Genomic DNA, 24627 nt, shown 5'->3' with positions numbered 1-24627 from the left:
TCCTTTTCTATATGAAATGCACCCTGTACTGCGACAAAGGAATATGCTGCAGATCGGTGTATACCCATTGTAACTGGAACCTTCTGCTAATGCCATTCCTTCATTAATATATAAGTACATCCTGAGCTTGGGCGTCTATTTGTAGTTTACCCTTACGGCTTCGAAGCGAATCAGATTCACCAAACTTAAGGGTTGCCAAAAAGTTATACAAAATTCGCGAAAAAACGTTATACTAGGTAATACCAAGCAAAAAAGTTGGCTTTGTTTTTCTTCTATTCTATTTGGGGGTGACCATCCATGTCTGCATACCATCCGCTGAACGCGGAAGAAGCTATACAGTTAGCAAAAAGTATACCGGGCCGTTTCCCGGACCATGCCGAACTCGAATGCCGCGAAATCGGCGACGGCAATCTGAATCTGGTGTTTCATGTCACCGCCAAAAATACGGCTGATAGTATCATTATCAAGCAAGCCGTTCCTTATGCAAAAGTTGTAGGTGAATCCTGGCCGCTGTCGCTCGACCGTGCCCGTATTGAACGTGTGGCGCTGGAGACGCAGTACTCCCTCTGCCCGAACCTCGTACCGAAAGTATACGGCTATTCGGATGAGCTCGCCTACACCGTGATGGAGGACTTGAGCGAGTATACCATCATGCGCAAAGGCCTTATTGAGGGCATCGCCTATCCGAAGTTTGCCGAGCACATTGGCGAATTCATGGCCAGAACGCTGTTCTATACATCGGATCTCGGGATGAACCAACAGGAGAAGAAAGTACTTGCCGGCCGTTTTGTGAATCCGGATTTATGCAAAATCACCGAAGATCTGATCTTCGAAGATCCATACCGCGAATCCTCCAATAATAACTATCCGGACCATATTGCCGATGAGGCGGAGGCGCTTCGTACGGATCTGCCTCTCCACTTCGAAGTGGCTCTGCTTCGCGAGAAGTTCCTGACTCACGCCCAAGCCCTGCTGCACGGGGATCTGCACACAGGCAGCATCTTCGTCACGCCGGAATCAACCAAGGTGATTGACCCGGAATTTGCATATTTCGGGCCGATGGGCTTTGATATCGGCGCCGTGATTGGCAACCTGCTGCTCAACTATGCCGCTCAGCCGGGCTGGAGCCAGGACGAGTACACGCAAGCGACCCGGGAGGCAAGGCTCCTCGAAATGGCAAGCGACGTGTGGAATCACTTCGAGAGCAACTTCCGCATGCTGTGGAATGATGACCTGTTGGATGAAATGTCTCGTACGCCTGGATATCAGGACTACTACGTATCGCAGATATTGAAGGACACCGCAGGATTTGCCGGCTGCAAGATGATCCGGCGCATTGTTGGGCTGTCCCACGTTGCGGATATCGATACCATTGCCGACGATACTGCCAGAGAAGCGGCGCAGCGCAAAGCACTGGCGATCGGCAAGAATCTTGTTCGCCATCACCGCAGCATCAAATCCTTCGAGGATATCCTGACTTTTATTCAACAAGCAACTAAAGGAAATGAGGTATCGATATGAGCGGTATAACTACCGGCAACTCCAGCACCTATGAGCCGCTAAGCTCCGTATACTGGGGCGGGGACCATCTGGTCCTGCTTGATCAGAGATTGCTTCCGGAAGAAATTGTGTATCTCAAGCTTTCAACACCGGAGGAGGTGTGGGAAGGCATTCATTCCATGAAGGTCCGCGGCGCACCGGCCATTGGAATCGCGGCAGCATTCGGCGCCGTGCTGGGAGGCATGCTGTACGAAGCTGACGACAGCGAGGGGTGGCTTCAGCAAGTTGTAAAGACCTGCGCTTATCTCGCCACTTCCAGACCGACGGCTGTCAATCTGTTCTGGGCACTGGACCGTATGAAGCTGGCTGCGGAGAAACTCGCAGCAGATAAGCTTGATACAGCCGCGCTAAATGCAGCATTGCTCGCTGAGGCTGAGGCCATTCGTTCCGAGGATGAAGAGGTATGCCGCCGGATCGGGGAAAATGCACTGCCTTTCTTCAAGGATGGCATGGGCGTCCTTACCCACTGCAATGCGGGCGGATTGGCAACTGCCAAATACGGCACAGCCCTGGCACCGATGTATCTGGCTCATGAGCAAGGCTTGAACATCAAGGTGTTCGCAGATGAGACAAGACCTGTACTGCAAGGCGCCCGACTAACCGCTTTTGAGCTTCAGCAGGCCGGTATCGACGTTACGCTGCTGGCAGACAATATGGCCGCCATGGTTATGTCCAAAGGCTGGATCCAGGCAGTCATCGTCGGTACAGACCGTGTAGCCGCAAATGGCGATGTCGCCAACAAAATCGGAACGTATGGGGTAGCCGTTCTGGCGAAAGCCCACGGCATTCCTTTTTACGTGGCTTGTCCGCTGTCTACGATTGATCTGAACACGAAGACAGGCGCGGATATTCCGATTGAGGAGCGTCCTGCCGAGGAAATCACAGAAGGTTTTGGCAAACGCACGGCTCCGCAAGGCGTAAAAGTATATAACCCGGCCTTCGACATCACACCGAATGAATATGTCACAGCAATTATTACCGAAAAAGGCGTCGTACAGGCTCCTTATCACGAGAGCTTGAAAAGTTTGTTTGAATAGTCCTGTCGCTGCAAATGCAAGTCACTTCAACTAAAACGGACAACCGGTTGAAAAACCCGATTGTCCGTTTTTTTCTTGTCAAAGCTGCTTCAATGCAGCTTACTAACGTATTTCATATAAAAAAGAGCGATCCGCTTGGACCACTCCTCAGCCCCAGAAACAGGCCCTATAACATCCGAAGAATTGCGTCCTTGCCAGCCAAGCCTGGATGGATACCCCATTTCTCCGCTTCCAAGGTTACGGATTCGAGCGGTGCTTCCAGCAGCTGCTCGAGTGTGCGTACCCCAACGGCTCTTGCGGCAATGATCTTGCGGTCCGCAAGCTGTTCGTTCAGAAGACCAACATCCAGCGCACCACACATAATATAGCCGCGGGAAGTATATACGGCCAGCAGCGTAGTTTTGGGCAGCTTAACCTCAACCCCCATAACGGTATGTCCTTCAATTTCGATTGGCAGTAAAGTCACCAATATAAACAAACCTCCCCTCACATCGGCTTAGAATTATGTTTATTCTCCATGAACCGACATGGTGCGAATGTCTCTGATATCTGGGCCTTCTCCTGCATACAAGTGGTACGAATGTCTCTAGATCAATAGAACAATCATGAAATACGCATGACATTAGGACTATGAAAATCTGAAAATTATGGTATATTTGATTCAGTAGAAACAATGTGAAAGCTGGTGAATAATAAAAGCTATGAACACAATTCCTGTCACCGATGATAACGGCTTTTTATTCAACGTTGATATTCTGGTCAAGAGTCCCTCCAACGCACTGGCTTTGCAATATTTGCTGGAAATGCTGAACGACAAGGCTGAGGTCGTCGATTTCCGGGTTAAATCCGGGATGGAGCTTGGAGAGATTATCAACACTTTGGTTCAAGCCAAGAAAAAATCCGTTATCAGCAAGGCCTCTCAGAAGATGGCTTCTGCAACTTCTCAGAATAAGGAAAAGCCCGCTCCGCCCCCTGCGACATCCTCGCCGGAAAAAAAGAAGGTCGCTGCCAGCGTGCCTTCTGTTCAAACTCCACTCACCGGAAACGATCCCTTTGAATGGATTAAAGTATATAGTAAGGAGAATCGCCTTGTTCGCTTGACAACCAACCGCCACGGCAAGCAGACAAGTCTTCCCTGCCGGATTCTCAACTATGATGAAAGCAATTTTCTGGTCAACGTCTATCATGTGGATGAGAAACAGGTTTATACCTTCAAGCTTAATGAAATAGACGAATTCAGTGTCAGTTAACAGGGTATACATTTAACCGGATTCCACTAAAAAACGGCTTCGCCGCCCCTGCAACAAGGGATCGGCGAAGCCGTTTTTCAGGAGAATCAGGCGTTTCTTCGAGACAGCGCCGAGGACATCAGCATCAGCCAGCCCACGATGAAGGATACGCCGCCAATCGGCGTGATGGCCCCAAGCCACTTTATACCTGATATACTTAACACATAGAGACTGCCGGAGAAGATGATGGTGCCTGCAATGAATAAAGCTCCCGCCCAGAACAGCTTGCGGGATTCGCCCAGAACCTTTGCCAGAATACCTGTAATCAGGACCGCAAGTCCATGCATCATATGATATTGGACTCCCGTCTCATAAATGGCAAGCTCGTCTGCCGTAATCATGCCTTCTAACATATGGGCACCGAAAGCACCGATGGCCACAGACAGCGCCATCAGGATCGAGCCCCATGCGATGAATGTTCGACTCAAGCCGTTTCAACCCCTTTTGTCAACGGACACACCGTGTCCTTATGTAATCATGTTAAGTTTAACGGATTCGCCACAGCTTTTCCACCTGCATGAAAGCGCTCTGGACTTGATTTCAGGGCCATTTTGTGAAAGATTAATAAGGATGTCTTTTTTTATGAATAACCCGCATGGACTATTAAAGAATGTATCCCAAGTTAGGAGCGATTAAGTACATGGATCAGCAAACACCTTCCTCCCCATCCGAGGACCAAGCTTCACCCCAGAAACCTAAAACCACATTTATCCCCCCTGAGGACAGAAAGCACTCCCGATTCGGCATAGCATCCTTCATACTGTCTATCGTTACGCTGCTCGGTTATATTTTGCTCGGCGCACTCGGCACAACGATGATTGAACCTTATATGACGGAAAATGGCCCGATCCTGGAGCCGACGCAGGAAACGATGGAAGCGATGACGACGCTTGCCGCTGTGTTCATCCTTGTGATGATCGTAAATATCGTCGGACTGGTGCTCGGCGTTGTAGGCTGCTTCTCCAAAACGCGCAAGCGTGCGGTTGCCGTCATTGCAACCATCGTCAACAGCGTGGTTATCGTCACCATCGGCGCCCTGTTCCTATTTGTACTAAACGGCTAAGCATTATCATGGTGGGACACTTGCCTGATCATTTTCAGGTGAAGTGTCCTTTTTCACGGCAAACACGGATTCACACTCACATATCGCTCTTTCTCCCGAATATAATGAAATACTACAGCCAAAACGACGGCAACAGTGTCAAGGCTACACTTGGGAGGTGACTGTCCGTGCAAAATGAAGATGCCCTTTCGTTTGTCGTATCCCGTGAAGACTGGTCGCTGCACCGCAAAGGCTATCAGGATCAGGTACGTCATCAGCATAAAATTCGCGAAGTGATCAAGCGCAACCTGCCTGACCTTATTACCGAAGAAAACATTATCCTCTCCGACGGGAAACAGATCATTAAGGTTCCGATCCGAAGCCTTGACGAATACCGTTTCATCTATAACTATCAGAAGCAAAAGCATGTCGGCCAAGGCGATGGCGACAGCCAGGTTGGAGACGTACTCGGTCGAGACCCTTCGTCGGCCCAGCCCGGAAAGGGAGAATCCGCGGGCGATCAGGCAGGCCAGGACATCGTGGAGACCGAGGTCAGTCTGGAGGAATTGGAGAACATGCTGTTTGAGGAGCTGGAACTTCCGCTGCTTCAGCCCAAGGATAAAGAGCAGATCGAGACGCAGTCCATCGTGTTCAACGACATCCGCAAAAAAGGCATCATGTCCAACATTGACAAGAAACGCACCATTCTGGAGAATTTGCGACGCAATGCCAGAGACGGCAATCCCGGCATCCACGGCATCAGCCCGGACGATCTTCGTTACAAGACCTGGGACGATACCGTCATTCCGGAATCGAGCGCAGTCATTATTGCGATGATGGATACTTCAGGGTCCATGGGCTCTTTTGAAAAATACTGCGCACGCAGCTTTTTCTTCTGGATGACCCGTTTCCTTCGCAAACAGTACGAAAAGGTTGAAATTGTGTTTATCGCCCACCATACCGAAGCGAAGGAAGTAACCGAGGAGGAATTCTTCACACGCGGTGAAAGCGGCGGAACCATATGTTCATCCGCTTATCAGAAAGCGCTGGATATTATCAATCACCGTTATCCCCCTTCCCAATACAACATTTATCCATTCCATTTCTCGGACGGCGATAATCTCACTTCCGACAATGAACGCTGCGTCAAACTCATCGGCGAGCTGCTGAAGGTAAGCAATATGTTCGGTTACGGCGAGGTCAATCAATACAATCGCAGCAGCACGCTGATGTCGGCCTATAAGAATATCAAGCTGGACCAATTCATGTACCATGTGATCAAAGACAAAGGGGAAGTGTACGACGCACTGAAAACCTTTTTTCGCAAACGTGAAGGAGCCGCTATATAATCCGTACGCAAAAAAGAATGAAGGAAGATGTGAGCTGATTCATCATCTTGACGTCAGGGGAGGCAGGGACCTCCTCTTTCTTATGGTCTGAAGCGATACGGCTAACAGGCTGTTATCGAAGAGTGCACATACCAAGCACAATAGCTTGTAATTTCAAATGAAAAATCTGTCTTATTATTGACATCACAATGTAGCCGTAGGTTCATTTTTTTGTCACCTTCTGTTTTTCTGGGGATGCTAGTATTTAACTATGACATCAAGTTGCAGGATATTACAGGTTTCGATACAGGTCTCCTTAATATGAAATATCCTCCTATAAAGGAAAGGGAAGGTTTACCATGTTCCAAATGACACATCGACTATTCAGCACCCAGACGTTTGAGAATATGTCCTACATATTATCGCAGCGGCTGTTGCAGGGCGGCATCAGTGCAGATCCTTCGAAAGGAGTGATCTCCAGTGCCGATATCGGATAAACCACATTCGCGTTACATGCCTGGTCTGGATGGACTAAGAGCCCTCGCCTTGATCGGGGTTATGGGATACCACTGGAATTTTGGTTTTGCAGGCGGTGGTTTTCTCGGGGTCAGTTTATTCTTTGTACTATCCGGTTATCTCATAACCGATATTCTAGCATCCCAATGGCATCATCAACGGCGGATCGACCTGAAGGATTTCTGGATACGAAGGTTCCGGCGCCTTCTGCCGGCCATGCTGCTCATGCTGTTCATCCTGGTCGTATGGGTTACACTGTTCGACCGATCCCGGCTGCTCACTCTTCGGGGCGAAGTACTGGGAGCCGTTACGTACATAAGCAACTGGCAGTTTATTTATCAGCAGCAATCCTATTTCGAATCATTTGGCCCGCCGTCTCCACTAGGGCATTTCTGGTCGCTGGCCGTGGAAGAGCAGTTCTACTTGCTGTGGCCGCTCATCATGCTGGCGGGACTCAAGCTGTTCCCCCGCAGAGGACAGCTGTTCAGCTTTATCGCCGCCGGAGCAGCAGCCTCGGCTCTGGTCATGGCGCTCATCTACCAGCCGGGAGAAGATCCCAGCCGAGTCTACTATGGAACGGATACCCGGGCGTTCGGTCTGCTGATCGGAGCAGGGCTGGCCATCGTATGGCCCAGCTGGAAGTTATCCCTTCAAGTATCCACTGCCGTCCGGCGCAGACTTAACCTGACAGGTGCTGCAGCATTGCTCATCATCCTCTTCATGATGTGGCAGGTGGACCGGTACGATCCGTTCCTGTATCGCGGAGGCATGTTCCTCTTCTCTATGGCTGCTGCCGTACTCGTTGCGGTACTCGCCCATCCCGCGGCATCAATCAGTCGCTTGTTAAGCTGGAAACCGCTGTTATGGGTAGGCGTACGTTCCTATGGCACCTATTTGTGGCATTACCCTGTGATGATACTCACCTCGCCTGCTTCCGGTTCAGGAGATCTGAGCCTGCCACAGGTTGTATTGCAGATTACGGCAAGTGTCATACTGGCAGCACTATCCTGGAAGTATGTAGAAGAGCCGATACGACACGGCGGTTTGAAGAAGTTATGGCTTAAGGTCCGTTCCGTTCGCCGCCGTCCGGCTTCGATATCGTTAAGAGGCTGGATCGTGTCGCTAAGCTCGCTTATCTTAATTGGTATTTTCTGTACCGGCATGATGAGCAGCGTATCCGATGCAAGAACAGTTGGCGATATCGCCGCAATGCTGAACATCGAGAACCCGGTTCTGGAAGAACCCGAGCCGTCTCAAACAGAGGAGCCCTCCCCAGACGTTCCTCCGCAAGGACAGCAGCGAAATCCGGTAGGAACGAGTGGAAACATTACTCCGCCTGCGGACGTGTCTTCGATGCAGCCTGAAGCGACGAGGGAGCCAAGCTCCGGGGATGACACGAAGAAGGATTCCCTCCCGGATACAGAAGCCGTTCCAGGGAATAACGATTCAATCGTGAATGAAGATTCGGGCAATGCACTTCCAGCCGGAGATGGCACCGCGAGCCATCAGACAAACAAAGTGGATGGGAGCTCAGAGACAACGGATTCCGGCAACAATGATAAGACTGGTAAGGAAATAAAGTCTGAAAATCCTCCTCAATCCAAGGATTCTTCAGACGGTTCTGCTGATGGCAAGGACCCTAACCATACCAAGCCGGTGAATAAGGATCCGCAAGCTCGTCCATCGTCTAAATCCACAATCACGGCCATCGGAGATTCGGTCATGCTCGGTGTCTCCCCTTATCTGGAGAAATCACTGCCCGGCATTCATATCGATGCCGTGATTGGACGCCAAATGCGCCAGGCTGATGATCTTGTCCCAGCATTGAAAGCTCAAAACCGTATCGATGGCGGCATCATCATTATCGGACTGGGAACCAACGGAGCTTTCTCGAAAAAAGACCTCGATTCGCTTCTGCGCCCGCTGGATTCCGCTAAGCAAATTGTACTTGTCAATACACGGGTTCCTCGTGATTGGGAACAGAACGTAAACGACATGCTGGCAAAAGCGGCTGCCGAGAACCCGAAGGTTACACTCGTGGATTGGTACTCGGCGAGCAAGGATCATCCTGAATATTTCCGATCCGACAGCGTTCACCTGGAACCGGAAGGTGCCGCTGCCTACACCTCGATGCTGCTTCAATCTATCAAGAAATAAGCATTATCCGATTCTTGCCATATTCCATTCTTACTAATGTCGACCTGCTCTCATAATTTTATGAGACAGGTCGACTTTTTACTTATATACGTAATGGCAAGCAGCAATATGATATAATTCGATTACCTTATATCATTATTTCCCATAGAAGGCGGTGTCCTGATATATGAACAATATCGTGACGATGAAATGGCTGCTGGCCAGACTCTACGAATCGGATCTGGTCATCGTAGACTGCCGTTTTGCTCTTGGCAAGCCGGAAAGCGGCCAGGCCAGTTACGAGGAGTCGCATATCCCGCGTGCGGTTTATCTCGATCTGGAGAAGGACCTCTCCTCCCCCATTACGGAACATGGCGGACGCCATCCGCTGCCAGACTTGGATACATTGGCAAAGCGTCTTGGCCAATCCGGTATTCATCAAGGCAGCCGTGTCGTCATCTATGATGACCAGGGCGGGGCCATGGCCAGCCGTTTATGGTGGCTGCTGAAATATACGGGGCACGAACAAGCCTATGTAATGGCCGAAGGCTATTCAGCCTGGAAGAGTGCTTCTTATCCGGTTACGGATGAACAGCCGATTGTCATTCCCGTTACATACGAAATGAAGCTGCAGCCCCATAAACTCGTCAGCGTACATGACGTACGCGAGGCTTCTCAACAGGGTATCAGCATGCTTCTGGATTCCCGCGAGCCGCGCAGATATGCCGGATTGGAGGAGCCCTTGGATGCCAAGGCCGGACATATTCCGGGTGCAAAGAACTACTTCTGGAAGGGTGTTCTGGAGCCTTCCGGACATTGGAAGGCTCCAGGAGCACTTCGTGAGCACTTCTCGGACATTCCGCAAGATGCCGAGATCATTGTATACTGCGGCTCCGGCGTAACTGCCTGCCCCAACGTGCTTGCTCTGGAGGAAGCCGGTTACGGCCATGTGAAGCTGTATGCCGGCAGCTGGAGCGACTGGATCAGTTACGAGGACAACCCGGTTGCGACGGGAGACGAGTAAAGTGCAAGAACCCGTTAGTCGGCGGGTTCTTTTTTTATATGATCGCTCTTGTTAACTATCTTTCATGAATCTATGTATCGCTGAAACGACAACTCGTGCTAAAGTACATTCAAAGAGAAACTATCGTAAAACATGGGCTTTGACTTAAAAAACGCCCTGCTTATCGCAGTGAATAACGGATTTTAGCAAACGGAGGACTCGATTGTGGCCAATATATTAGTCGTTGAAGATGAAAAATCGATAAACGATTTAATTACAATGAATTTAAAACTGGTAGGACATCATTTCTGTAAATCTTACAACGGAACAGACGTCATTCAATTTCTTAAACAGGAGAAATTTGATCTGATTCTCCTAGACATAATGCTGCCTGGTATGGATGGTTTTGAACTAATGCAACATATACGAGCATATAACATACCGGTTATTTTTCTTACAGCAAAGGAATCCTTGTCCGACCGCATCACCGGATTTGAACTTGGAGCTGAGGATTATATCATCAAACCATTTGAAATTTTAGAGCTTCTTGCTCGCATAAATGTCGTGCTTCGCCGTGCGAAGCCATCCGATGACCTCTTTGTCTTAGGTGAAGCAGAAGTCAAATTGTTGGAACGGCAAGTATTAAAAGACGACCAACCTGTAGAACTGACTGCACGAGAATTCGATCTACTTGAGGTATTAATCCGTAATCGCAATATTGCGTTATCCAGAGAGAAACTGCTGGAACTTGTCTGGGGTTATGATTTCCTCGGTGAAACCCGCACGGTAGACGTCCATATTAGACAGCTGCGTAAAAAGCTAGGATGGGAAGAACGGATTGTCACTATCTTTAAGCTGGGCTATAGGCTGAATGCGGAGGTATAGAACCCATTGAAATTCTGGCTGAAGACACTACTCGTGGTATTAGTTCTTTTCGTTGTGGCACTTGATATCAGTGTTGTCATGATTATGAATAAAAGCTGGTCTCTTAATACAGAGCGAGAAATCCAAAGAGCCTCAAGTGAACAAGCGCTCATTGCTAATAACATCTATGAGAATTTAACGTCGATCATGTCACGAGGATCGAGTGTAGACGATGAAATCCTGCACAATGTCACCTATTCTTATGCCAAAAATTATTTACAACAGGGTGTTACCTTACAGCTCTGGAATCAAGAACAGCTATTATATCCAAAAGATATGAACCATCTAATAAAACCCGACATTCCATTCGAACAAATTGAAGAACAAGGAATTCATTATATACAATTCTCTCATAAACTTCCTCCCCCTTATGATCATCTACTGCTTGTTTACACACGAGATATTGAGGAATTGTATGACAATCAGCGAGAGCTGAATCGTTTTTTTGTAACTATCAACTTTACGATCAGCCCTGCGCTTATGATTCTCCTGTTTCTATTCATCAGGCAGTTGACTAAACCACTTAGGTTATTATCGAAGACAACCAAACATATTGCCGAAGGCGATTATTCAGAACGGGTCCTGTTATACAACAAGGATGAGTTCGGCGAATTGTCGCAGAATTTCAACCGCATGGCTGAAGCGATAGAACAGCGTATGCATGAGTTGTCAGAAATGGCAGAAGAAAAACAACGAATCGTTGATAATCTTGCACACGAATTGCGAACACCACTTACAAGTATGCAAGGCTTCGCAGAATACTTGAGATCCGCTAACATTGGGGAAGAAGAACGCGGCACCGCCACCCACTATATATGGACCGAAACCATGCGATTAAAAAGCCTGGCCTTTAAGCTGCTAGACCTTTCGGTTGTCGGTCGTAAACCGCTGGAACTGCAACGAATCCCTGTTGAAGAGTTATTCAATTCTGTCCAACAGACTGAAATGAAAAACATGAGGGATTCTCGAATCAAGCTTATTGTCCATCGGGATATCGATTATGTATATGGGGACTTTGATTTACTCGCCACTTTCCTAGTAAACTGCCTTGAGAATTCAATTCATGCTTCCGTTGAAGGAGGCGAAATTAGGCTAATGGCTTATGAACTTGACGAAGAAGCCGTTCTGGAAGTACGCGATTTCGGTATTGGAATGACTGCACAGCAGGTGGCACGGGCTTTTGAACCCTTTTACCGAGCTGACAGTGCCCGTTCCAGAGAACATGGAGGGGCAGGGCTCGGCTTATCCTTGTGCCGTCAAATTGCCGAAGCACACGATGCTCGTCTATCACTGCAGTCTAAGCAGCATTCAGGAACGAGTGTCCATCTTATTTTACAACTCCATAACAACTCCAGTACGACTCCATAATAACGCTATATTAAAGTAAACCAAGACAAAAGCTTATTAAATGGAGGGTATAACAATGAAAAACAGGAAGAAATTATTTACGATGGCAGCAACAGTATTTGTTATTTCGGGGGGACTTCTAGCATTAAATGCAGTCATGGTTCCAAGTGTCGTAAATCAAACAGTTGTAGCACAAAAGGCGTCCTTGCAACAGAACATATCAACCGTAAGCTCTGTTAGCAGCACGGTGCCTGTTATGAAAATTGAAGCCACAGCTCCTGTATCAACAGTTGAGAGCTATCTAGAGCAGACCATAACAGATGAAGAAATACAATTAATTAATAACTATTTCGATGAAAATAAAAAAGAAACCACCGAGCTAAGCAGAGAGCTTACAGAAGAGGAAAGTAACCGTCTTCTAAAGCTGGGCGATCAATATGTATATGATGGACTGCGACCAACGAGCCCACTACCCTTAGAGCCAGGACCTTATGATTTTTATCTCGATATGGACAAAGACATCTTCTTCTACCCCAAGAGACCTATGACAGATCAAGAGCTGCTGCAACATATCGACTGGTACTACCGGATCAACTATGTATTATCCAAACGAGTTGATCCCGAACAACAGGAAATCACCGACATCAAAGAGTCAGAAGCTGTCAAATTTGCAGCAGCAAGTGTAAAGAAAATATTTGACGTCGATGTTTCCAAACTGGAGGTTTCTGCCTCTTTGCATACCTTATATTCCGAACAACAGAAAACATGGAGTATTCTCTTTCAGCCTTATAAAGCAGATACTTTACGAGCCAATGGACAAGCCTATTTAACTTATATTGTCATCCTGGATTCAACAACAGGTACGGTGATAGATACAACGGTTACTGATTTATCATACAAAAGAACACCTATTAGTTCCTCAGCAAGTCTAAAAATAAGCAAGGATGCAAGCTGGGTAGTAGCAGCTAGGCAGATTGTGACTAAAAAGCTTGGCGAAACCCGAGCAATCAAGAGCGCAAAATATGTGAAGAATCCAGTTAACGATAAACGTGGAATGGTTAACATTCTAATTACATTGGAAGATGGCAGCACTTATGATGCAGAGCTTCGTTATCCTGAAAAAACACTACGATGCCTGTTGTATAATCCTGCTCCCTCCATTACACCATAACCTCTCAAGTATTAGGCTGGTTCCTCATAGATTGAATTCAATACAACAAAAAAGAGTGTGCAGAAATTGCACACTCTTTATCTATTTTTCCAGTAAGCCAACATGTCATATCATTCGCGAGCGTGCTCATCGTCGACGACGGAAAGCACCGCATCAACTATCTATCCTGTTTGGAGAGCCAATCCGCCAATTCTTCTGTTTGAGCAAGAACAGCAATCGGATCATAATACCAGGAGCGTTCTTCAGGCCAGACGTACATCTGTCCCTTATTCACTGCCGGGAGGCTGCCCCAGATCGGATCTGCTTTATAATCCTCCATCGTACGCGAATTGGAAGTCATAATAATATAATCACCCGCATATTTGCTCACCATTTCAGCCGTTAACTCAGCCCACTGCTTCTCTAATATTTCCTCGGCCACCCCGCTCGGAGGTTTCCTTCCCAAAGCCTGATAGACAGCCTGACCGCCACGCCCAAAATTATCACCGTATACCCAGGTTGACTTCTCGCCGTCCTCCATAATACTGAAGGTGGCGTCAGTGGGAATTGCTGCATCGACTTTAGCCTTGGCGGCCGCAATGCGCCGGTCATATTCCTCCAGCCAGGTTTTAGCTTCTTCTTCCTTACCAAACAGTTCGCCGAAATAAGTCAACTCTTCGTGGGCGTTTTTTAAATCCCCGTACGGAATGACGATAGTAGGTGCAATTTTACTGAGCTGTTCATACGTTTTTTCAGCATTGCCGGTGATGATGAGATCCGGATTCAATGCCACGATTTTCTCGACTGACGGCTTTCCGTAATCCCCAATATCCTCGATTCCTTCCAAAGATTCTTTAAAGTAGTAGTTCTTGATGGTTAATCCTGGCGCTCCGACCGGAATCACATCAAGCGCAATGAGACTTCCCAAGTATTCTTCAGCAACAATTCGCTGCGGATGCACCGGAACTTCAATGTCTCCATGGACAGTGGAGATCGTTTTCACTTTGGAATCTCCCTCCGAATTCGTCTCAACCGCTTTCGACGGATCCGATGCTGCAGTCTGTACTGTCTCCGTGTTGCTATTGCCGTTACCCGTATCTGCTGCTCCACACGCACTGATCATAAGTGCCGTTATAAGGACCATGACAATCAATGTAAGCCTTCGTCTGCTCAAATAATCTGAAAAAAGCAATTTGAATCCCCCTTATTTATCGATAACGATAATCATTCTCAAATAACTTTACCCCCTGTCCCTTCAAATGGCTATGCCTTATAATGATGTCCATTCATGCAAATTTGTGATGTCGTCTCAGCACCTTCATCAATTCGTGCAGCTGTGCTTCCGAAGAGATGGGATCATACCCGAAGAATAATTCCGGCTGATTCAGCACATAGACTTGATTGCGCCGGACTGCATCCAAATTCATCCATTCCTCCGAACGAAACAATACATTGACACGTTCCTGACCAGATGGATCACTTGGGAGTGACGTGATAAAAATATGATCTGCTGCATAAGAAGCGATCTCTCCAATATCGACTTCGACAAACCCATCACGAAACAAACCCTCCTCTATCAGCCGTTCAGGTGGACGGAATCCGATATCATCATATAAAATCTGACTGCCTCTGCCGAAGCTGCCGCTAATGCAATAGGCCTTGTCCGAGCATATTTCCCAGACAACGGCGGTGCCCCGCTCACCAAGCACATGGTTCAGCTCACCATTCACACGATCGGCAAGTTCGTCATAACGGGACAGCCAATCCTCTGCTGCCGTTTGTTTGTTCATCGTGCAAGCAATGAAACGAAACTGTTCACGCCAGCTCATCGTCTTGAATGGCAGCTCCAGAACAGGGGCCAAAGAGAGCATCCTCTTATTCTCAGCCGCAGAATTGTAGCTAATAATCAAATCGGGACTGGATGAAGCCACTGCTTCATAGTATCCATCAGTGGCAAGCGTATAGGGATCGAAATAACGTCCTGTACTCAAGTTCTTGTTATATTGAGTCTGCAGCAGCCAGGGAGTATACACACCAAGCTCTGGAATAATGCCAAGTGCCAACAACGATGCGGTATGGTTAAGATTCAACGCCGTGATACGTTTAGTCTTGCGTTTGTATACCGTAGGCGATACACCGACGGATTCTTTGAATTTACGGCTTAAGTACAAGCCCTCCTTATACCCTACCTCCTGCGCCAGAGCATTCAGATCCTGCGATCCGGTCAATACTCGTTCCTGCGCTTTGCGAATTCGAAGCAGCGTCAGGTAAGCATTAAAGGTACGTCCGGTATGCTTACGGAACATGCGTGAGAAATGCTCAGGACTGACACCCGACAGAGCAGTCATATGCTCACGTGTTACATCTTGATGGTAGTTCTTTTCTATATACTCAAGAGCTTGCTCCACCCAAGATTGTTTTGTTGATGAAGAAGCCCTGATTTCCATCTCCGCATGGATCTCCTGCAGCAGTTTAATAAACAGAAGCTGCATGTGAAAGGGCTCATCTGAGTTCTGACCTCTCCACAAGCTCTCAAACTCTCCGGCCAATCGCAGAGTCTCGGGCGAGATGGCATGAAACGGCGCAGAGGAATCAAGACCATAAGATGTGCTGCCAGCTATAGATAAACACCGGTATTCTATATAAATCCCCCGCAACGGGGTAACTCTGTTCGATTCCAGCCTTAAATCCGGAATGGTGCTGCCAGAGACAAATACGCTTCCCCTGGAAACCGGGAATGAACGATCATCCTGGTGCAGCATACCGGCTCCGTCCTGAATAATCAGTACTATGTAATCCGCCTCCCGACTGTCCCCGATGGTGCTTGGAATCCCTTTCTCCAATCCGATTAAACGAATGGGGATATGAAAAGAGTACATGGAAAAGGTGGCCTTTGGAGTTAACATAGAATCCCCCCTTGATTATGATAATCATTATCAATTAAGTATAACAGATGCGCTGTCTCATCTGTTAGGATAAATCCATTCTCAGCAGCTATGCATTTTTATGAACTGACAAAGCAAAGTCCGTTCAAAAACCTTCAACTTAAATGACGGCTTTCATCATCAACTACAGTCTAAAACGACCATAAGCCTGGTACTTGCATATATGTGCTACGCTTGAATTAAGAATCACTCATTCCACTAAAAAGGAAGTGTGCACACAATGATACTGAATCATCTTAATCTCACGGTAACTGATGTAACCGCAGCCAAGGAATTTCTGCAAACTTATTTCGGACTCAAAATCGGCGGTGAGCGCGGTCAGTCATTTGCAGCGTTGTTTGACGATGAAGGGATGGTGCTGACCTTAATGCGGGGGACCGAGGTGAACTATCCCAAGACTTTTCATATCGGTTTTATACAGGAAAGCGAAGAGAAGGTAAATGAAATCCATCAACGTCTGAGGGAGGATGGGTATGATGTCCCTCCTCCCCAAAGGGCCCACGGCTGGACTTTCTATGTCAAGGCTCCAGGAGGCTTTACAGTAGAAGTACTTGCATAACTATCATGCCGCATGAGGTAACGGCTGGGTTAGCTTCCTACCATAAGAAGCCTGCGCACTGCGCGCGGACTTTATGGTATGTCGGCCTGTTACAGAACATGCAAAAAACCGTGCATGGCACGGTTCTTCTCATGAATACGTGTTCTTCTCTTGCTTCAAGAAGCAAGCTCTTACAAGTGAGAGCCTCCGCTTGCATCGATGCTCTGACCCGTGATCCAGCGGCTCTCCGAAGAAGCCAGAAATGCTGCGATATCTGCGATATCGCCAGGCTCTCCCCACCTTCCGAAGACCGAATAGTCGGCGCCGAATTGAAACGAAGCAGGATCCTGAAGCATCGGGGCATTCATGTCCGTGTTAATGAATCCGGGTTGAATCGCATTGACCGTAATCCCACGGGAGCCAAGCTGGCTTGACAAGGAGAGCGTCAACGCATTGATGGCCCCCTTCGTCATGGTGTACGCCGGAATATTGGGCAAGGAAATCCGGGTTACGGCAGACGATAGATTAATAATGCGCCCGTCGTCCCGAAGGCGTGGAAGGGCTTGCTGAATCAGGAAGAACGGTGCCTTCACATTGACTCGCATGATATCGTCAAAGCTCTCTTCTCTTGTCTCCTCGATTGTTGCCATCAAGCCGACTCCTGCGTTATTGACCAGAATATCGAAACGCGTATCATCGGTCCGTGCTCTCAACATCTCATCCAGCGTTTTGTACAGCTTGCTTACTCCATCCCTGTCGCCAAGATCTGCCCCAATCAGAAAAGCATCGCCTCCGCCCTGTGTTATCTCCCGTACGACCTCTTCCGCCGTATCGCGGTTCTTGCCATAGTGAACAGCTACCAAGGCCCCTTCCTTTGCTAGACGCATGGCTACGGCGCGCCCAATTCCTCGACTGGAACCCGTAACCAGGGCTATCTTCCCATTCAATGCAGTCATGATCTCATCATCTCCTCTTCTTCTTTCACTTTCAGTTTTATCACAGGGTCCGTTTCGAAATGTTGCTCACCTATTCGGACACTATTCGGACATTCCTTTTCTGAAAATTAAAAATCATTTACATTCCATGTAATGCTCTTTATAATGAGAATATCAAAAGAGCTGCGCAACCTATGTTTGCATAAAGCGATTAAAGGATGATTTTTTCCTTTAATCGCTTTTTTTGTGAGCTTGTTGAAAGTCATGGAGGTAGGTACGTATGAAAAAAAGAGCATTTGATATGATCATGCTGCTCATCGGGGCATTTATTTTTGCGCTGGCCGTCAATTTATTTGTGATTCCCAACGATTTTGGCGAAGGCGGCGTTACCGGGGTATCCATCATTCTGTATTACGTGCTGCAATGGTCCCCGGCACTGGTCGGCATCGTTATTAACGGGATTTTACTCATTATCGGCTACAGGCTGCTGGATAGAAGAACAACGGTGTATACCATTATTGCGGTTGCCTTTAACTCCATCTTCCTGCATCTGACAGAGAACTGGCGTATCGCTTCGAATGAGCCGGTGATCAACGCCATCTTCGCCGGACTGTTTGCCGGCGTCGGAATCGGACTCATCGTCCGGGTGGGCGGCACAACGGCAGGCACAGTCATACTCGCACGTCTGGCCAACAAATATTGGGATTGGAATATCAGCTACGCCCTGCTGTTCTTCGACCTGATCGTGGCTGGACTGTCCGTCTTTGTTATCGGTATCGAGAAGGTGATGTTCACGGTGGTGATCCTCTATATCGGGACAAAAGCCATGGAGTTTATTATCGAGGGGCTGAATCCCAAAAAAGCTGTTACCATCATCTCAACCCATCATGATCGCATCGCCATACGGGTGACGGAGATCATGGATCGCGGGGTAACCGTATTGCGGGGTTACGGATACTACACCGGTCAAACGAAAGATGTGCTCTACATCGTCATTAGCAAACAAGAAGTATCCATGCTCAAAAAAATCGTGCGCGCAGAGGACAAAAATGCCTTTGTCACGATCCACGATGTACGCGATGTGTTTGGCGAGGGATTCATTGATATATCCAAATAAAACGCACTTATTCTTATTGTAATAACAAAATAGATCGAAACTCAGCACGCGGACTGGGTTCGATCTTTTTTTTGTGTACATCTTCGGCTATATTAAACAGCTTATATCGGAGACATATATCTTCCGTACTCCAATCCGAGATTCGTTATCGCATCATTCGACACGGACAGCAGAGGTACATTCTCTCCTTCCGCCCCGGCCTGCTTCGGATCTGCTGGCTGGATGACCAGAAGCGTCTCCGCCGGAAGATGGCTCCTTCAGCTCCTTCAATAATATTCCATTACTTCCATTACCCTAAACGTAAAACACACCCAAAAAATTTAACTGCGCGACCGGTTTCGTTGTGTATTTCCATGACAAATTCAGCTTATTTTTTGCATTTTAACTACACGAAACACGGCGAAACTGCCAGCGAATTAACACCTAATGACAGGTTTATAGAAATATTTAATGAGTTCGTAAAAAACATTTTATTGGTAATGCGAGCCAAGATTCTATAAAATTCTTTTTAACTTAAAAATGCAGAGTGCAAACTTTTAATGTTTTAGTACAAATTGTCCAAGACAGGCCCCTCTTTCTGCAGAACAGACGATTTTTCACGCAATACTACTTTAACGATTTGAAGGAGTGCATCGCAAAAGTGAATACGAATATTTCTGTATCCTCACCCCTTACTGCCGCGCAAGATTATGTGGAATCCATCTATAACCAGGTTGTAGCGCGAGATCCGCATGAGTCCGAATTTCATCAAGCCGTCCGGGAATTTGTGGATTCCCTCGTCCCTGTGTTAGCCCAGCATCCGAAGTATCGTGAGCTTGGTATCTTGGAGCGCCTTGTCGAGCCGGAGCGTATGATCACCTTCCGCGTTCCTTGGATGGACGACCAAGGCAGAACTCAAGTGAACCGCGGCTTCCGCGTCCAGTTTAACAGCGCACTGGGTCCGTACAAAGGCGGCATCCGGTTCCATCCGTCGGTTTATGCCGGCATTGTCAAATTCCTTGGTTTTGAGCAAATCTTTAAAAACTCGCTCACGGGCCAGCCGATCGGCGGCGGCAAGGGTGGGTCGGATTTCGATCCGAAAGGCAAGTCCGATCAGGAAGTGATGCGTTTTACCCAGAGCTTCATGACCGAGCTGTACCGCCATATCGGACCTGATTCCGATGTGCCTGCTGGGGATATCGGTGTCGGTGCTCGCGAGATCGGTTATATGTTCGGTCAATACAAGCGTATCCGCGGAGGACATGAAGCCGGAGTGCTGACAGGCAAAGGCGTCATATATGGCGGAAGCCTGGCTCGGACGGAAGCAACCGGTTATGGCTGCGTTTACTTCGTACAGGAAATGCTGGCTGCGCAAGGCCTTGATTTCAAAGACCGCCGCGTCGTGGTTTCCGGCTCGGGCAACGTCTCCATTTACGCCATCGAGAAAGCGCAGCAGCTCGGCGCGCATGTCATTGCTTGCAGTGATTCCAACGGATACCTGCATGATCCGGACGGAATCAACCTTGAAACCGTCAAGCTGCTGAAGGAGCGGGATCGCCTGCGGATCAGCGAATACGTCAAGATCCACCCGCATGCCGAGTATACCGAAGGCTGCTCGGGAATCTGGAACCTTCCATGCGATATCGCACTTCCTTGTGCCACGCAGAATGAGCTCGACGCCGACGCTGCCAAAACACTCATCGCAAACGGAGTGAAGGCTATCGGCGAGGGAGCCAATATGCCTTCAACATTGGAGGCCATGGAGCTGTTCATTAGCAGCGGCGTGTTGTTTGGACCGGCTAAAGCCGCCAATGCAGGCGGAGTTGCCGTATCCGCTCTGGAGATGAGCCAAAACAGCATGAGAATGTCATGGACCTTTGAAGAGGTGGATGCGAAGCTCCATCAGATTATGAAAAACATCTACAGCAGTGCCGTAGATGCTGCTGTAGAGTATGGTGTGGCCGGCAATCTTGTGGCTGGCGCCAACATCGCAGGTTTCATCAAAGTGGCCGATGCCATGATCGCCCAAGGTATCGTATAATATACAGAAAAAAAGAAGCCCTGCCGCATATGCGGCAGGGCTTCTTACAGCTTACAGCAGCTCGCTGCGGAGCTCTTCGGCTGATTTTGGCGACAGGTATCCGAGCGGGATATCAAATACCGTCTTGGCGCCTTGCTGTCCCTCTCTGCTCAAGCGAATGGCCGCTCTTGCATAAGACACGAGCACGCTCGCCGTAAATTCAGGGTTGCTGTCGAGTTTCAGCCCGAATTCAACAATTTGCTTGCTTCCGTTTCCGGTGATCCCGCTGCGGATGACAAATCCGCCGTGAGGCATCCCGGCATGCTGAGCCTCAAGCTCTTCTTGCGTAATAAAGGTAACGGTTGTATCGTAATCCGCAAAATAGTTAGGCATCGACACAATGGTTTGGCGGATTTGTTCTTGGTCCGCTCCTTCTTCCGCTACAACAAAGCAATCTCTCCGATGCTTCTCGCGAGTAGATAGCTCCGGCGTTTCTCCGGAACGGATCTGGTCGATAACCTCTTCTACCGGAACCGTGTATTGAACGCCCGCTTTCACCCCGGGTACTCGACGGATCGCATCCGAGTGGCCTTGGCTTACGCCCTTGCCCCAGAACGTGTAGTCTTTTCCTTCAGGCAGAATCGCTTCGGCGAGGAGACGGTTCATGGAGAACAGCCCCGGATCCCAGCCTGTCGAGATCACGCTCACATGACCTCCGCCCATCGCTGCTTTGTTAACTTCCTGGAAAAACTCAGGGATTTTCGCGTGTGTGTCAAAGCTGTCTACCGTATTGAACATACTGGCAAGCTGTGGAGTTTGCTCAGGCAAATCCGTAGCCGAACCGCCACAGAGGATCATGACATCAATCTTGCCGATATATTGCTCTGCCGCTGATATATGCTCGAAGCGTGCACCGGAATTTGCCGGCATTTGCTGCGGGTCTCTGCGCGTGAAGATAGCCACCAGCTCCAGATCCGGATTCTGTCCGATCGCTTTCTGTACCCCTTTACCCAAGTTACCATAACCTACGATTCCTACTTTAATAGATGCGTTCAATGTTTATCCTCCCTTTGCCAGACCATACTTCCATTGGCATGATGTTTATGTACTGCTTTAAAGTATAAGTATATAGACATCACAACAAATGTAAACTATTTTATGTTGAGAGGAAATCCTTTCTATCTGTTTCGTTCATATTTTATCCACAATAATCTTGCCTGTCGTCTTGTGAAACGTTGCCCCGGTATTCTGACTTCGTTCTTGCTATTTCAACACGAAGCACCCATAATTTTGCAGCCATAAGAGGATTTATGGAAGCTTAAGAGAAGTGAATATTAAGATCACCCGAGAAAAGGAGACATGTTATCATGCAAAAAATAAAGGCGTTATCCATAACTCTTGCTTGTTCTTTATCGCTCTTTGCATCTTCTCTCGTTCCAGCACCAGCATCAGCAGATGCCAATGCCGCCTCCGCCAAGGAATGGATCCAAATATCCGCACGGACATCTTATTACGGTGAGACAGCCCATGGCCAGCCCCACGGGCGAGGCACTATCAAATGGGGTGAAGACAAACAGTATTCCGGCGATTTCGTAAACGGAAAACGCACGGGCACCGGTAAATACATGAACCAATACCAAGCAGATGATGAAGAACATAAAGTGGTGTACAACGGCTCCTGGACGGACGATAAGATGGATGGCGAAGGCCTCCAGACGCACAAAGTCACGCTCCCCGACGGGACCGTCAGATGGAACCAGCTCCGGAAGGGGACATTCAAGGCAGGTGTATTCCAAAGCGGCTACGATGTCATTCATGCCATAGCGGACCCGGATTACAGCTTCACTTACAAGAATGGCAAGGAATTGCTGACGATTATGGGAAGCAACCAAAACATGAAAAAAGCCTGGGCAGCTGCCTCCATGTTCAATGTCCAATACAAAAACGGCTCCGTCAACAAATCCTATTCGATCTTTCCGGCCAACACGGCTGCAGAACAACGTCAAAATGATGCCGCAAAAAAATATTTAAAGAGCATACAAAACAAAATAAATCCTCATCTGTTGCAATTTGAGGCATTGTCCAATCAGGTCCCGTTAAAATAACCCGGATTCAAACAAACCCAAAAAAGAACCCCCATCTTGCAAAAAACAAGAGTCGGGGTTCTTTTGAATGTTTGGCGGGTTCTTTCATTGAACTCCGTCGATGTTATGAAGCAGGCCGATCGAGTACATAACGAAGCGTATAGTAATCCGGCTTCTCAATGACTACGTTATAGCCCAATAACTCGGCGGTTTGCAGAAGGGGAACCATGGTCTTCCCGCCCGCAACATAAGGAGCATGTCGAAGTGTAACCTCGCTTTTGGCCACTCCATTCTTCCTGTCCTCTTTGCTTCTGGACTCCCATGCCTGTGTTGAATCCACCTTCAGCTCGACTGCGGGACCTCGGCCTGATAATATCACGATCCCCGCATCATACGCAGCCGATATCCCCAGTGCTTCAACCGCTTCCTTCACAGGCACCATCAATTCCGTCTCGTCGGGCATCTTCCGGCTTGTAAAAGAGATGGGCTCCCCATTTCCGTCTATCAAGACCTCGACATTTCTGGCTTCCTTCCCCGTAATAAGCACGGTGTCGACCTGTCTGGATAGCCGTTCCGTGAATGCCTCAACATTATCCGGCGTCACCTTATAGCGGACATCCCCTTCACTGATTGCCCAAGTTATACGGGAGTTTATGTCCTGTGAATGATGCGACAGATCCTTGAATAACGAGAAATCGTAGGTCCAGTCCGCTTCAGCCTGGAAGTCATATACCTGCGTGTTGCGATAGCGGTTGAACTGCTGGAACATCCAGGTCTTCATTTCCAACTGGTTGCTGTAACGGGCCGGGTTTGAATCCTGCCAAAGCTTCTGCCGCAGAATGCTGTATGGCGGAGAATAAACGATAAATTCAACTTCGGGATATGCATCGACCAAAGACAAGACATACGTATTGAAATGATGCTGCACCTCTTCGAGCGGCTCTTCATTCACGCCAAAATAATGTTCCGTGTTTCTTGCGCGATCGTAGGCATTCATCACCTGATCACTTCCATAGGACGCTTCATCGTTCCAGTTATACAGATACTCGATATTTTGGGGTGTTCCACCCAGGAGCGACTTGGCAATCCCTCTTGCAAAGTTTTCATAAGCGGAGTAATTGAACCAATACTTGTAATCGTTCCACCAGATGTCATCATAAAGGTAATCAGGAAAATTAGCATCTGTGCCCTCATCCGGATTCTTGAGTGCAAAATAGTCCAGTCCCCACAGGACTCTCTTCACCTTCCCAGTCTCAAGCGCCAGCGATGCAATCTTAAACTGCTCATCCGCTGTTGATCCTCGCATGGACAGCTTGAGAGCTTGACCTCCCAGAGCCTCCCCCACTTCAGACGGCAGGAAATTCTCCGTCATGGATGTACCCAGAATAATCGTATCATAGGGATAATTGCGGGCCAAACCAGGGTTCTGGTATCGCTGCTCGCCGGTGAATACAGGAGAATACCAGGTTGCCTTGCGGTAGAACTGAAAAGGGTCCAGCACAAATGTCATACAACTGATCAGCAGCGCAGCTGCGATGGAAACGAGAGCAAACTGAATCAGCATCCTTTTTCCGGCTCTCCGAGAAGCTCGCGCAGGTTGGGGACCTGCCACAGCATGCCTCTTGGATGGCGCCGACTTCGCGGCTGTTGATGTGGATGGCATGTTCATTAGCCGCC

Annotated in this window: 22 protein-coding genes; 15 read left to right on the top strand and 7 right to left on the bottom strand. The window is 48.2% G+C overall.

Annotated elements, in window-relative coordinates; translation table 11 throughout:
• Positions 1-297 precede the first annotated feature (297 nt).
• Both mtnK and mtnA read left to right on the top strand, forming a co-directional pair.
• Entirely contained in the window at positions 298-1521 is a 1224-nt protein-coding gene (gene mtnK, locus B9D94_RS06465) for an S-methyl-5-thioribose kinase (RefSeq protein ID WP_148246653.1), read from the top strand.
• Positions 1518-2597 carry an S-methyl-5-thioribose-1-phosphate isomerase gene (mtnA, locus tag B9D94_RS06460; RefSeq protein WP_148246652.1) on the top strand — a complete coding sequence of 360 codons (1080 nt, stop codon included), beginning with the start codon at positions 1518-1520 and terminating at the stop codon, positions 2595-2597. Before mtnK ends, mtnA begins: the two co-directional genes overlap by 4 nt.
• Positions 2598-2763: 166 nt before the next feature.
• On the opposite strand, the gene B9D94_RS06455 is transcribed toward mtnA, so the two are convergent.
• Positions 2764-3066, bottom strand: coding sequence for a YunC family protein (locus tag B9D94_RS06455; RefSeq protein ID WP_006212084.1), 303 nt, complete (start codon positions 3064-3066; stop codon positions 2764-2766).
• A 232-nt stretch (positions 3067-3298) separates the two neighbouring features.
• Between B9D94_RS06455 and B9D94_RS06450 the strand changes: the two genes are divergently transcribed.
• The gene (locus B9D94_RS06450) at positions 3299-3847 is read left to right on the top strand and encodes a hypothetical protein (RefSeq protein ID WP_152825399.1); all 549 of its coding nucleotides are present in this window, start codon (positions 3299-3301) and stop codon (positions 3845-3847) included.
• 86 nt (positions 3848-3933) lie between these two features.
• Here B9D94_RS06450 and B9D94_RS06445 read toward each other — a convergent pair whose 3' ends face one another.
• On the bottom strand, positions 3934-4314 hold the full coding sequence (locus B9D94_RS06445) for a DUF423 domain-containing protein (RefSeq protein ID WP_006212086.1): 381 nt from the start codon (positions 4312-4314) through the stop codon (positions 3934-3936).
• 212 nt (positions 4315-4526) lie between these two features.
• Here B9D94_RS06445 and B9D94_RS06440 point away from each other — a divergent pair, with 212 nt between their 5' ends.
• The 8 genes from B9D94_RS06440 to B9D94_RS06410 all read left to right on the top strand — a co-directional run bounded on the left by B9D94_RS06440 (position 4527) and on the right by B9D94_RS06410 (position 13353).
• Entirely contained in the window at positions 4527-4949 is a 423-nt protein-coding gene (locus tag B9D94_RS06440; protein WP_006212087.1) for a hypothetical protein, read from the top strand.
• A 167-nt stretch (positions 4950-5116) separates the two neighbouring features.
• Positions 5117-6277 (top strand): sporulation protein YhbH, encoded by a 1161-nt coding sequence (gene yhbH, locus B9D94_RS06435; protein ID WP_006212088.1) that lies wholly within the window; start codon positions 5117-5119, stop codon positions 6275-6277.
• Between the two features lie 338 nt (positions 6278-6615).
• A complete protein-coding gene (locus tag B9D94_RS30895) occupies positions 6616-6753 on the top strand; it encodes a hypothetical protein (protein ID WP_006212090.1) in 138 nt (45 codons plus the stop codon).
• Positions 6737-8929 carry an acyltransferase family protein gene (locus B9D94_RS06430; protein WP_148246651.1) on the top strand — a complete coding sequence of 731 codons (2193 nt, stop codon included), beginning with the start codon at positions 6737-6739 and terminating at the stop codon, positions 8927-8929. Before B9D94_RS30895 ends, B9D94_RS06430 begins: the two co-directional genes overlap by 17 nt.
• Before the next feature lie 166 nt (positions 8930-9095).
• Positions 9096-9932 carry a sulfurtransferase gene (locus tag B9D94_RS06425; protein WP_148246650.1) on the top strand — a complete coding sequence of 279 codons (837 nt, stop codon included), beginning with the start codon at positions 9096-9098 and terminating at the stop codon, positions 9930-9932.
• Between the two features lie 204 nt (positions 9933-10136).
• Entirely contained in the window at positions 10137-10796 is a 660-nt protein-coding gene (locus tag B9D94_RS06420; protein ID WP_036643383.1) for a response regulator transcription factor, read from the top strand.
• Positions 10797-10802: 6 nt separating this feature from the next.
• On the top strand, positions 10803-12203 hold the full coding sequence (locus B9D94_RS06415) for a sensor histidine kinase (protein WP_006212094.1): 1401 nt from the start codon (positions 10803-10805) through the stop codon (positions 12201-12203).
• Between the two features lie 55 nt (positions 12204-12258).
• Positions 12259-13353 carry a hypothetical protein gene (locus B9D94_RS06410; protein ID WP_148246649.1) on the top strand — a complete coding sequence of 365 codons (1095 nt, stop codon included), beginning with the start codon at positions 12259-12261 and terminating at the stop codon, positions 13351-13353.
• A 157-nt stretch (positions 13354-13510) separates the two neighbouring features.
• On the opposite strand, the gene B9D94_RS06405 is transcribed toward B9D94_RS06410, so the two are convergent.
• Positions 13511-14524 (bottom strand): ABC transporter substrate-binding protein, encoded by a 1014-nt coding sequence (locus B9D94_RS06405; protein WP_253806111.1) that lies wholly within the window; start codon positions 14522-14524, stop codon positions 13511-13513.
• 94 nt (positions 14525-14618) lie between these two features.
• Positions 14619-16238 (bottom strand): helix-turn-helix domain-containing protein, encoded by a 1620-nt coding sequence (locus B9D94_RS06400; protein WP_148246648.1) that lies wholly within the window; start codon positions 16236-16238, stop codon positions 14619-14621.
• Between the two features lie 259 nt (positions 16239-16497).
• Between B9D94_RS06400 and B9D94_RS06395 the strand changes: the two genes are divergently transcribed.
• Complete coding sequence (locus B9D94_RS06395; protein WP_006212100.1) at positions 16498-16836, top strand: VOC family protein; 339 nt, start codon at positions 16498-16500, stop codon at positions 16834-16836.
• Positions 16837-17006: 170 nt separating this feature from the next.
• On the opposite strand, the gene B9D94_RS06390 is transcribed toward B9D94_RS06395, so the two are convergent.
• The gene (locus tag B9D94_RS06390; protein ID WP_006212101.1) at positions 17007-17771 is read right to left on the bottom strand and encodes an SDR family oxidoreductase; all 765 of its coding nucleotides are present in this window, start codon (positions 17769-17771) and stop codon (positions 17007-17009) included.
• Between the two features lie 259 nt (positions 17772-18030).
• On the opposite strand from B9D94_RS06390, the gene B9D94_RS06385 reads away from it, so the two are divergent.
• Both B9D94_RS06385 and gdhA read left to right on the top strand, forming a co-directional pair.
• Entirely contained in the window at positions 18031-18867 is an 837-nt protein-coding gene (locus B9D94_RS06385) for a YitT family protein (RefSeq protein WP_036643388.1), read from the top strand.
• A 640-nt stretch (positions 18868-19507) separates the two neighbouring features.
• Positions 19508-20887 (top strand): NADP-specific glutamate dehydrogenase, encoded by a 1380-nt coding sequence (gene gdhA / locus B9D94_RS06380; RefSeq protein WP_148246647.1) that lies wholly within the window; start codon positions 19508-19510, stop codon positions 20885-20887.
• A gap of 51 nt (positions 20888-20938) precedes the next feature.
• Here gdhA and B9D94_RS06375 read toward each other — a convergent pair whose 3' ends face one another.
• Positions 20939-21922, bottom strand: a complete 984-nt coding sequence (locus B9D94_RS06375; protein WP_148246646.1) for a diaminopimelate dehydrogenase — start codon at positions 21920-21922, stop codon at positions 20939-20941.
• Positions 21923-22233: 311 nt separating this feature from the next.
• Between B9D94_RS06375 and B9D94_RS06370 the strand changes: the two genes are divergently transcribed.
• A complete protein-coding gene (locus B9D94_RS06370) occupies positions 22234-22971 on the top strand; it encodes an MORN repeat-containing protein (RefSeq protein ID WP_148246645.1) in 738 nt (245 codons plus the stop codon).
• Between the two features lie 103 nt (positions 22972-23074).
• On the opposite strand, the gene B9D94_RS06365 is transcribed toward B9D94_RS06370, so the two are convergent.
• Complete coding sequence (locus tag B9D94_RS06365) at positions 23075-24619, bottom strand: copper amine oxidase N-terminal domain-containing protein (protein WP_148246644.1); 1545 nt, start codon at positions 24617-24619, stop codon at positions 23075-23077.
• Positions 24620-24627 lie beyond the last annotated feature (8 nt).

The sequence above is a fragment of the Paenibacillus sp. Cedars genome, assembly GCF_003184205.1.
GTDB lineage: Bacteria > Bacillota > Bacilli > Paenibacillales > Paenibacillaceae > Paenibacillus_AQ > Paenibacillus_AQ glucanolyticus.
The sequence above is the reverse complement of the archived record's forward strand: the minus strand, read 5'-3'. Positions and strand labels throughout refer to the sequence as shown.

Bases quoted from the DNA above. Each gene is read 5' to 3' on its own strand.
- B9D94_RS06450 (WP_152825399.1), top strand. From the start codon at position 3,299: ATGAACACAATTCCTGTCACCGATGATAACGGCTTTTTATTCAACGTT.
- B9D94_RS06390 (WP_006212101.1), bottom strand. From the start codon at position 17,771: ATGACTGCATTGAATGGGAAGATAGCCCTGGTTACGGGTTCCAGTCGA.
- mtnK (WP_148246653.1), top strand. From the start codon at position 298: ATGTCTGCATACCATCCGCTGAACGCGGAAGAAGCTATACAGTTAGCA.
- mtnA (WP_148246652.1), top strand. From the start codon at position 1,518: ATGAGCGGTATAACTACCGGCAACTCCAGCACCTATGAGCCGCTAAGC.
- B9D94_RS06440 (WP_006212087.1), top strand. From the start codon at position 4,527: ATGGATCAGCAAACACCTTCCTCCCCATCCGAGGACCAAGCTTCACCC.
- B9D94_RS30895 (WP_006212090.1), top strand. From the start codon at position 6,616: ATGTTCCAAATGACACATCGACTATTCAGCACCCAGACGTTTGAGAAT.
- B9D94_RS06395 (WP_006212100.1), top strand. From the start codon at position 16,498: ATGATACTGAATCATCTTAATCTCACGGTAACTGATGTAACCGCAGCC.
- B9D94_RS06410 (WP_148246649.1), top strand. From the start codon at position 12,259: ATGAAAAACAGGAAGAAATTATTTACGATGGCAGCAACAGTATTTGTT.
- B9D94_RS06365 (WP_148246644.1), bottom strand. From the start codon at position 24,619: ATGAACATGCCATCCACATCAACAGCCGCGAAGTCGGCGCCATCCAAG.
- B9D94_RS06425 (WP_148246650.1), top strand. From the start codon at position 9,096: ATGAACAATATCGTGACGATGAAATGGCTGCTGGCCAGACTCTACGAA.
- B9D94_RS06400 (WP_148246648.1), bottom strand. From the start codon at position 16,238: ATGTTAACTCCAAAGGCCACCTTTTCCATGTACTCTTTTCATATCCCC.
- B9D94_RS06385 (WP_036643388.1), top strand. From the start codon at position 18,031: ATGAAAAAAAGAGCATTTGATATGATCATGCTGCTCATCGGGGCATTT.
- B9D94_RS06370 (WP_148246645.1), top strand. From the start codon at position 22,234: ATGCAAAAAATAAAGGCGTTATCCATAACTCTTGCTTGTTCTTTATCG.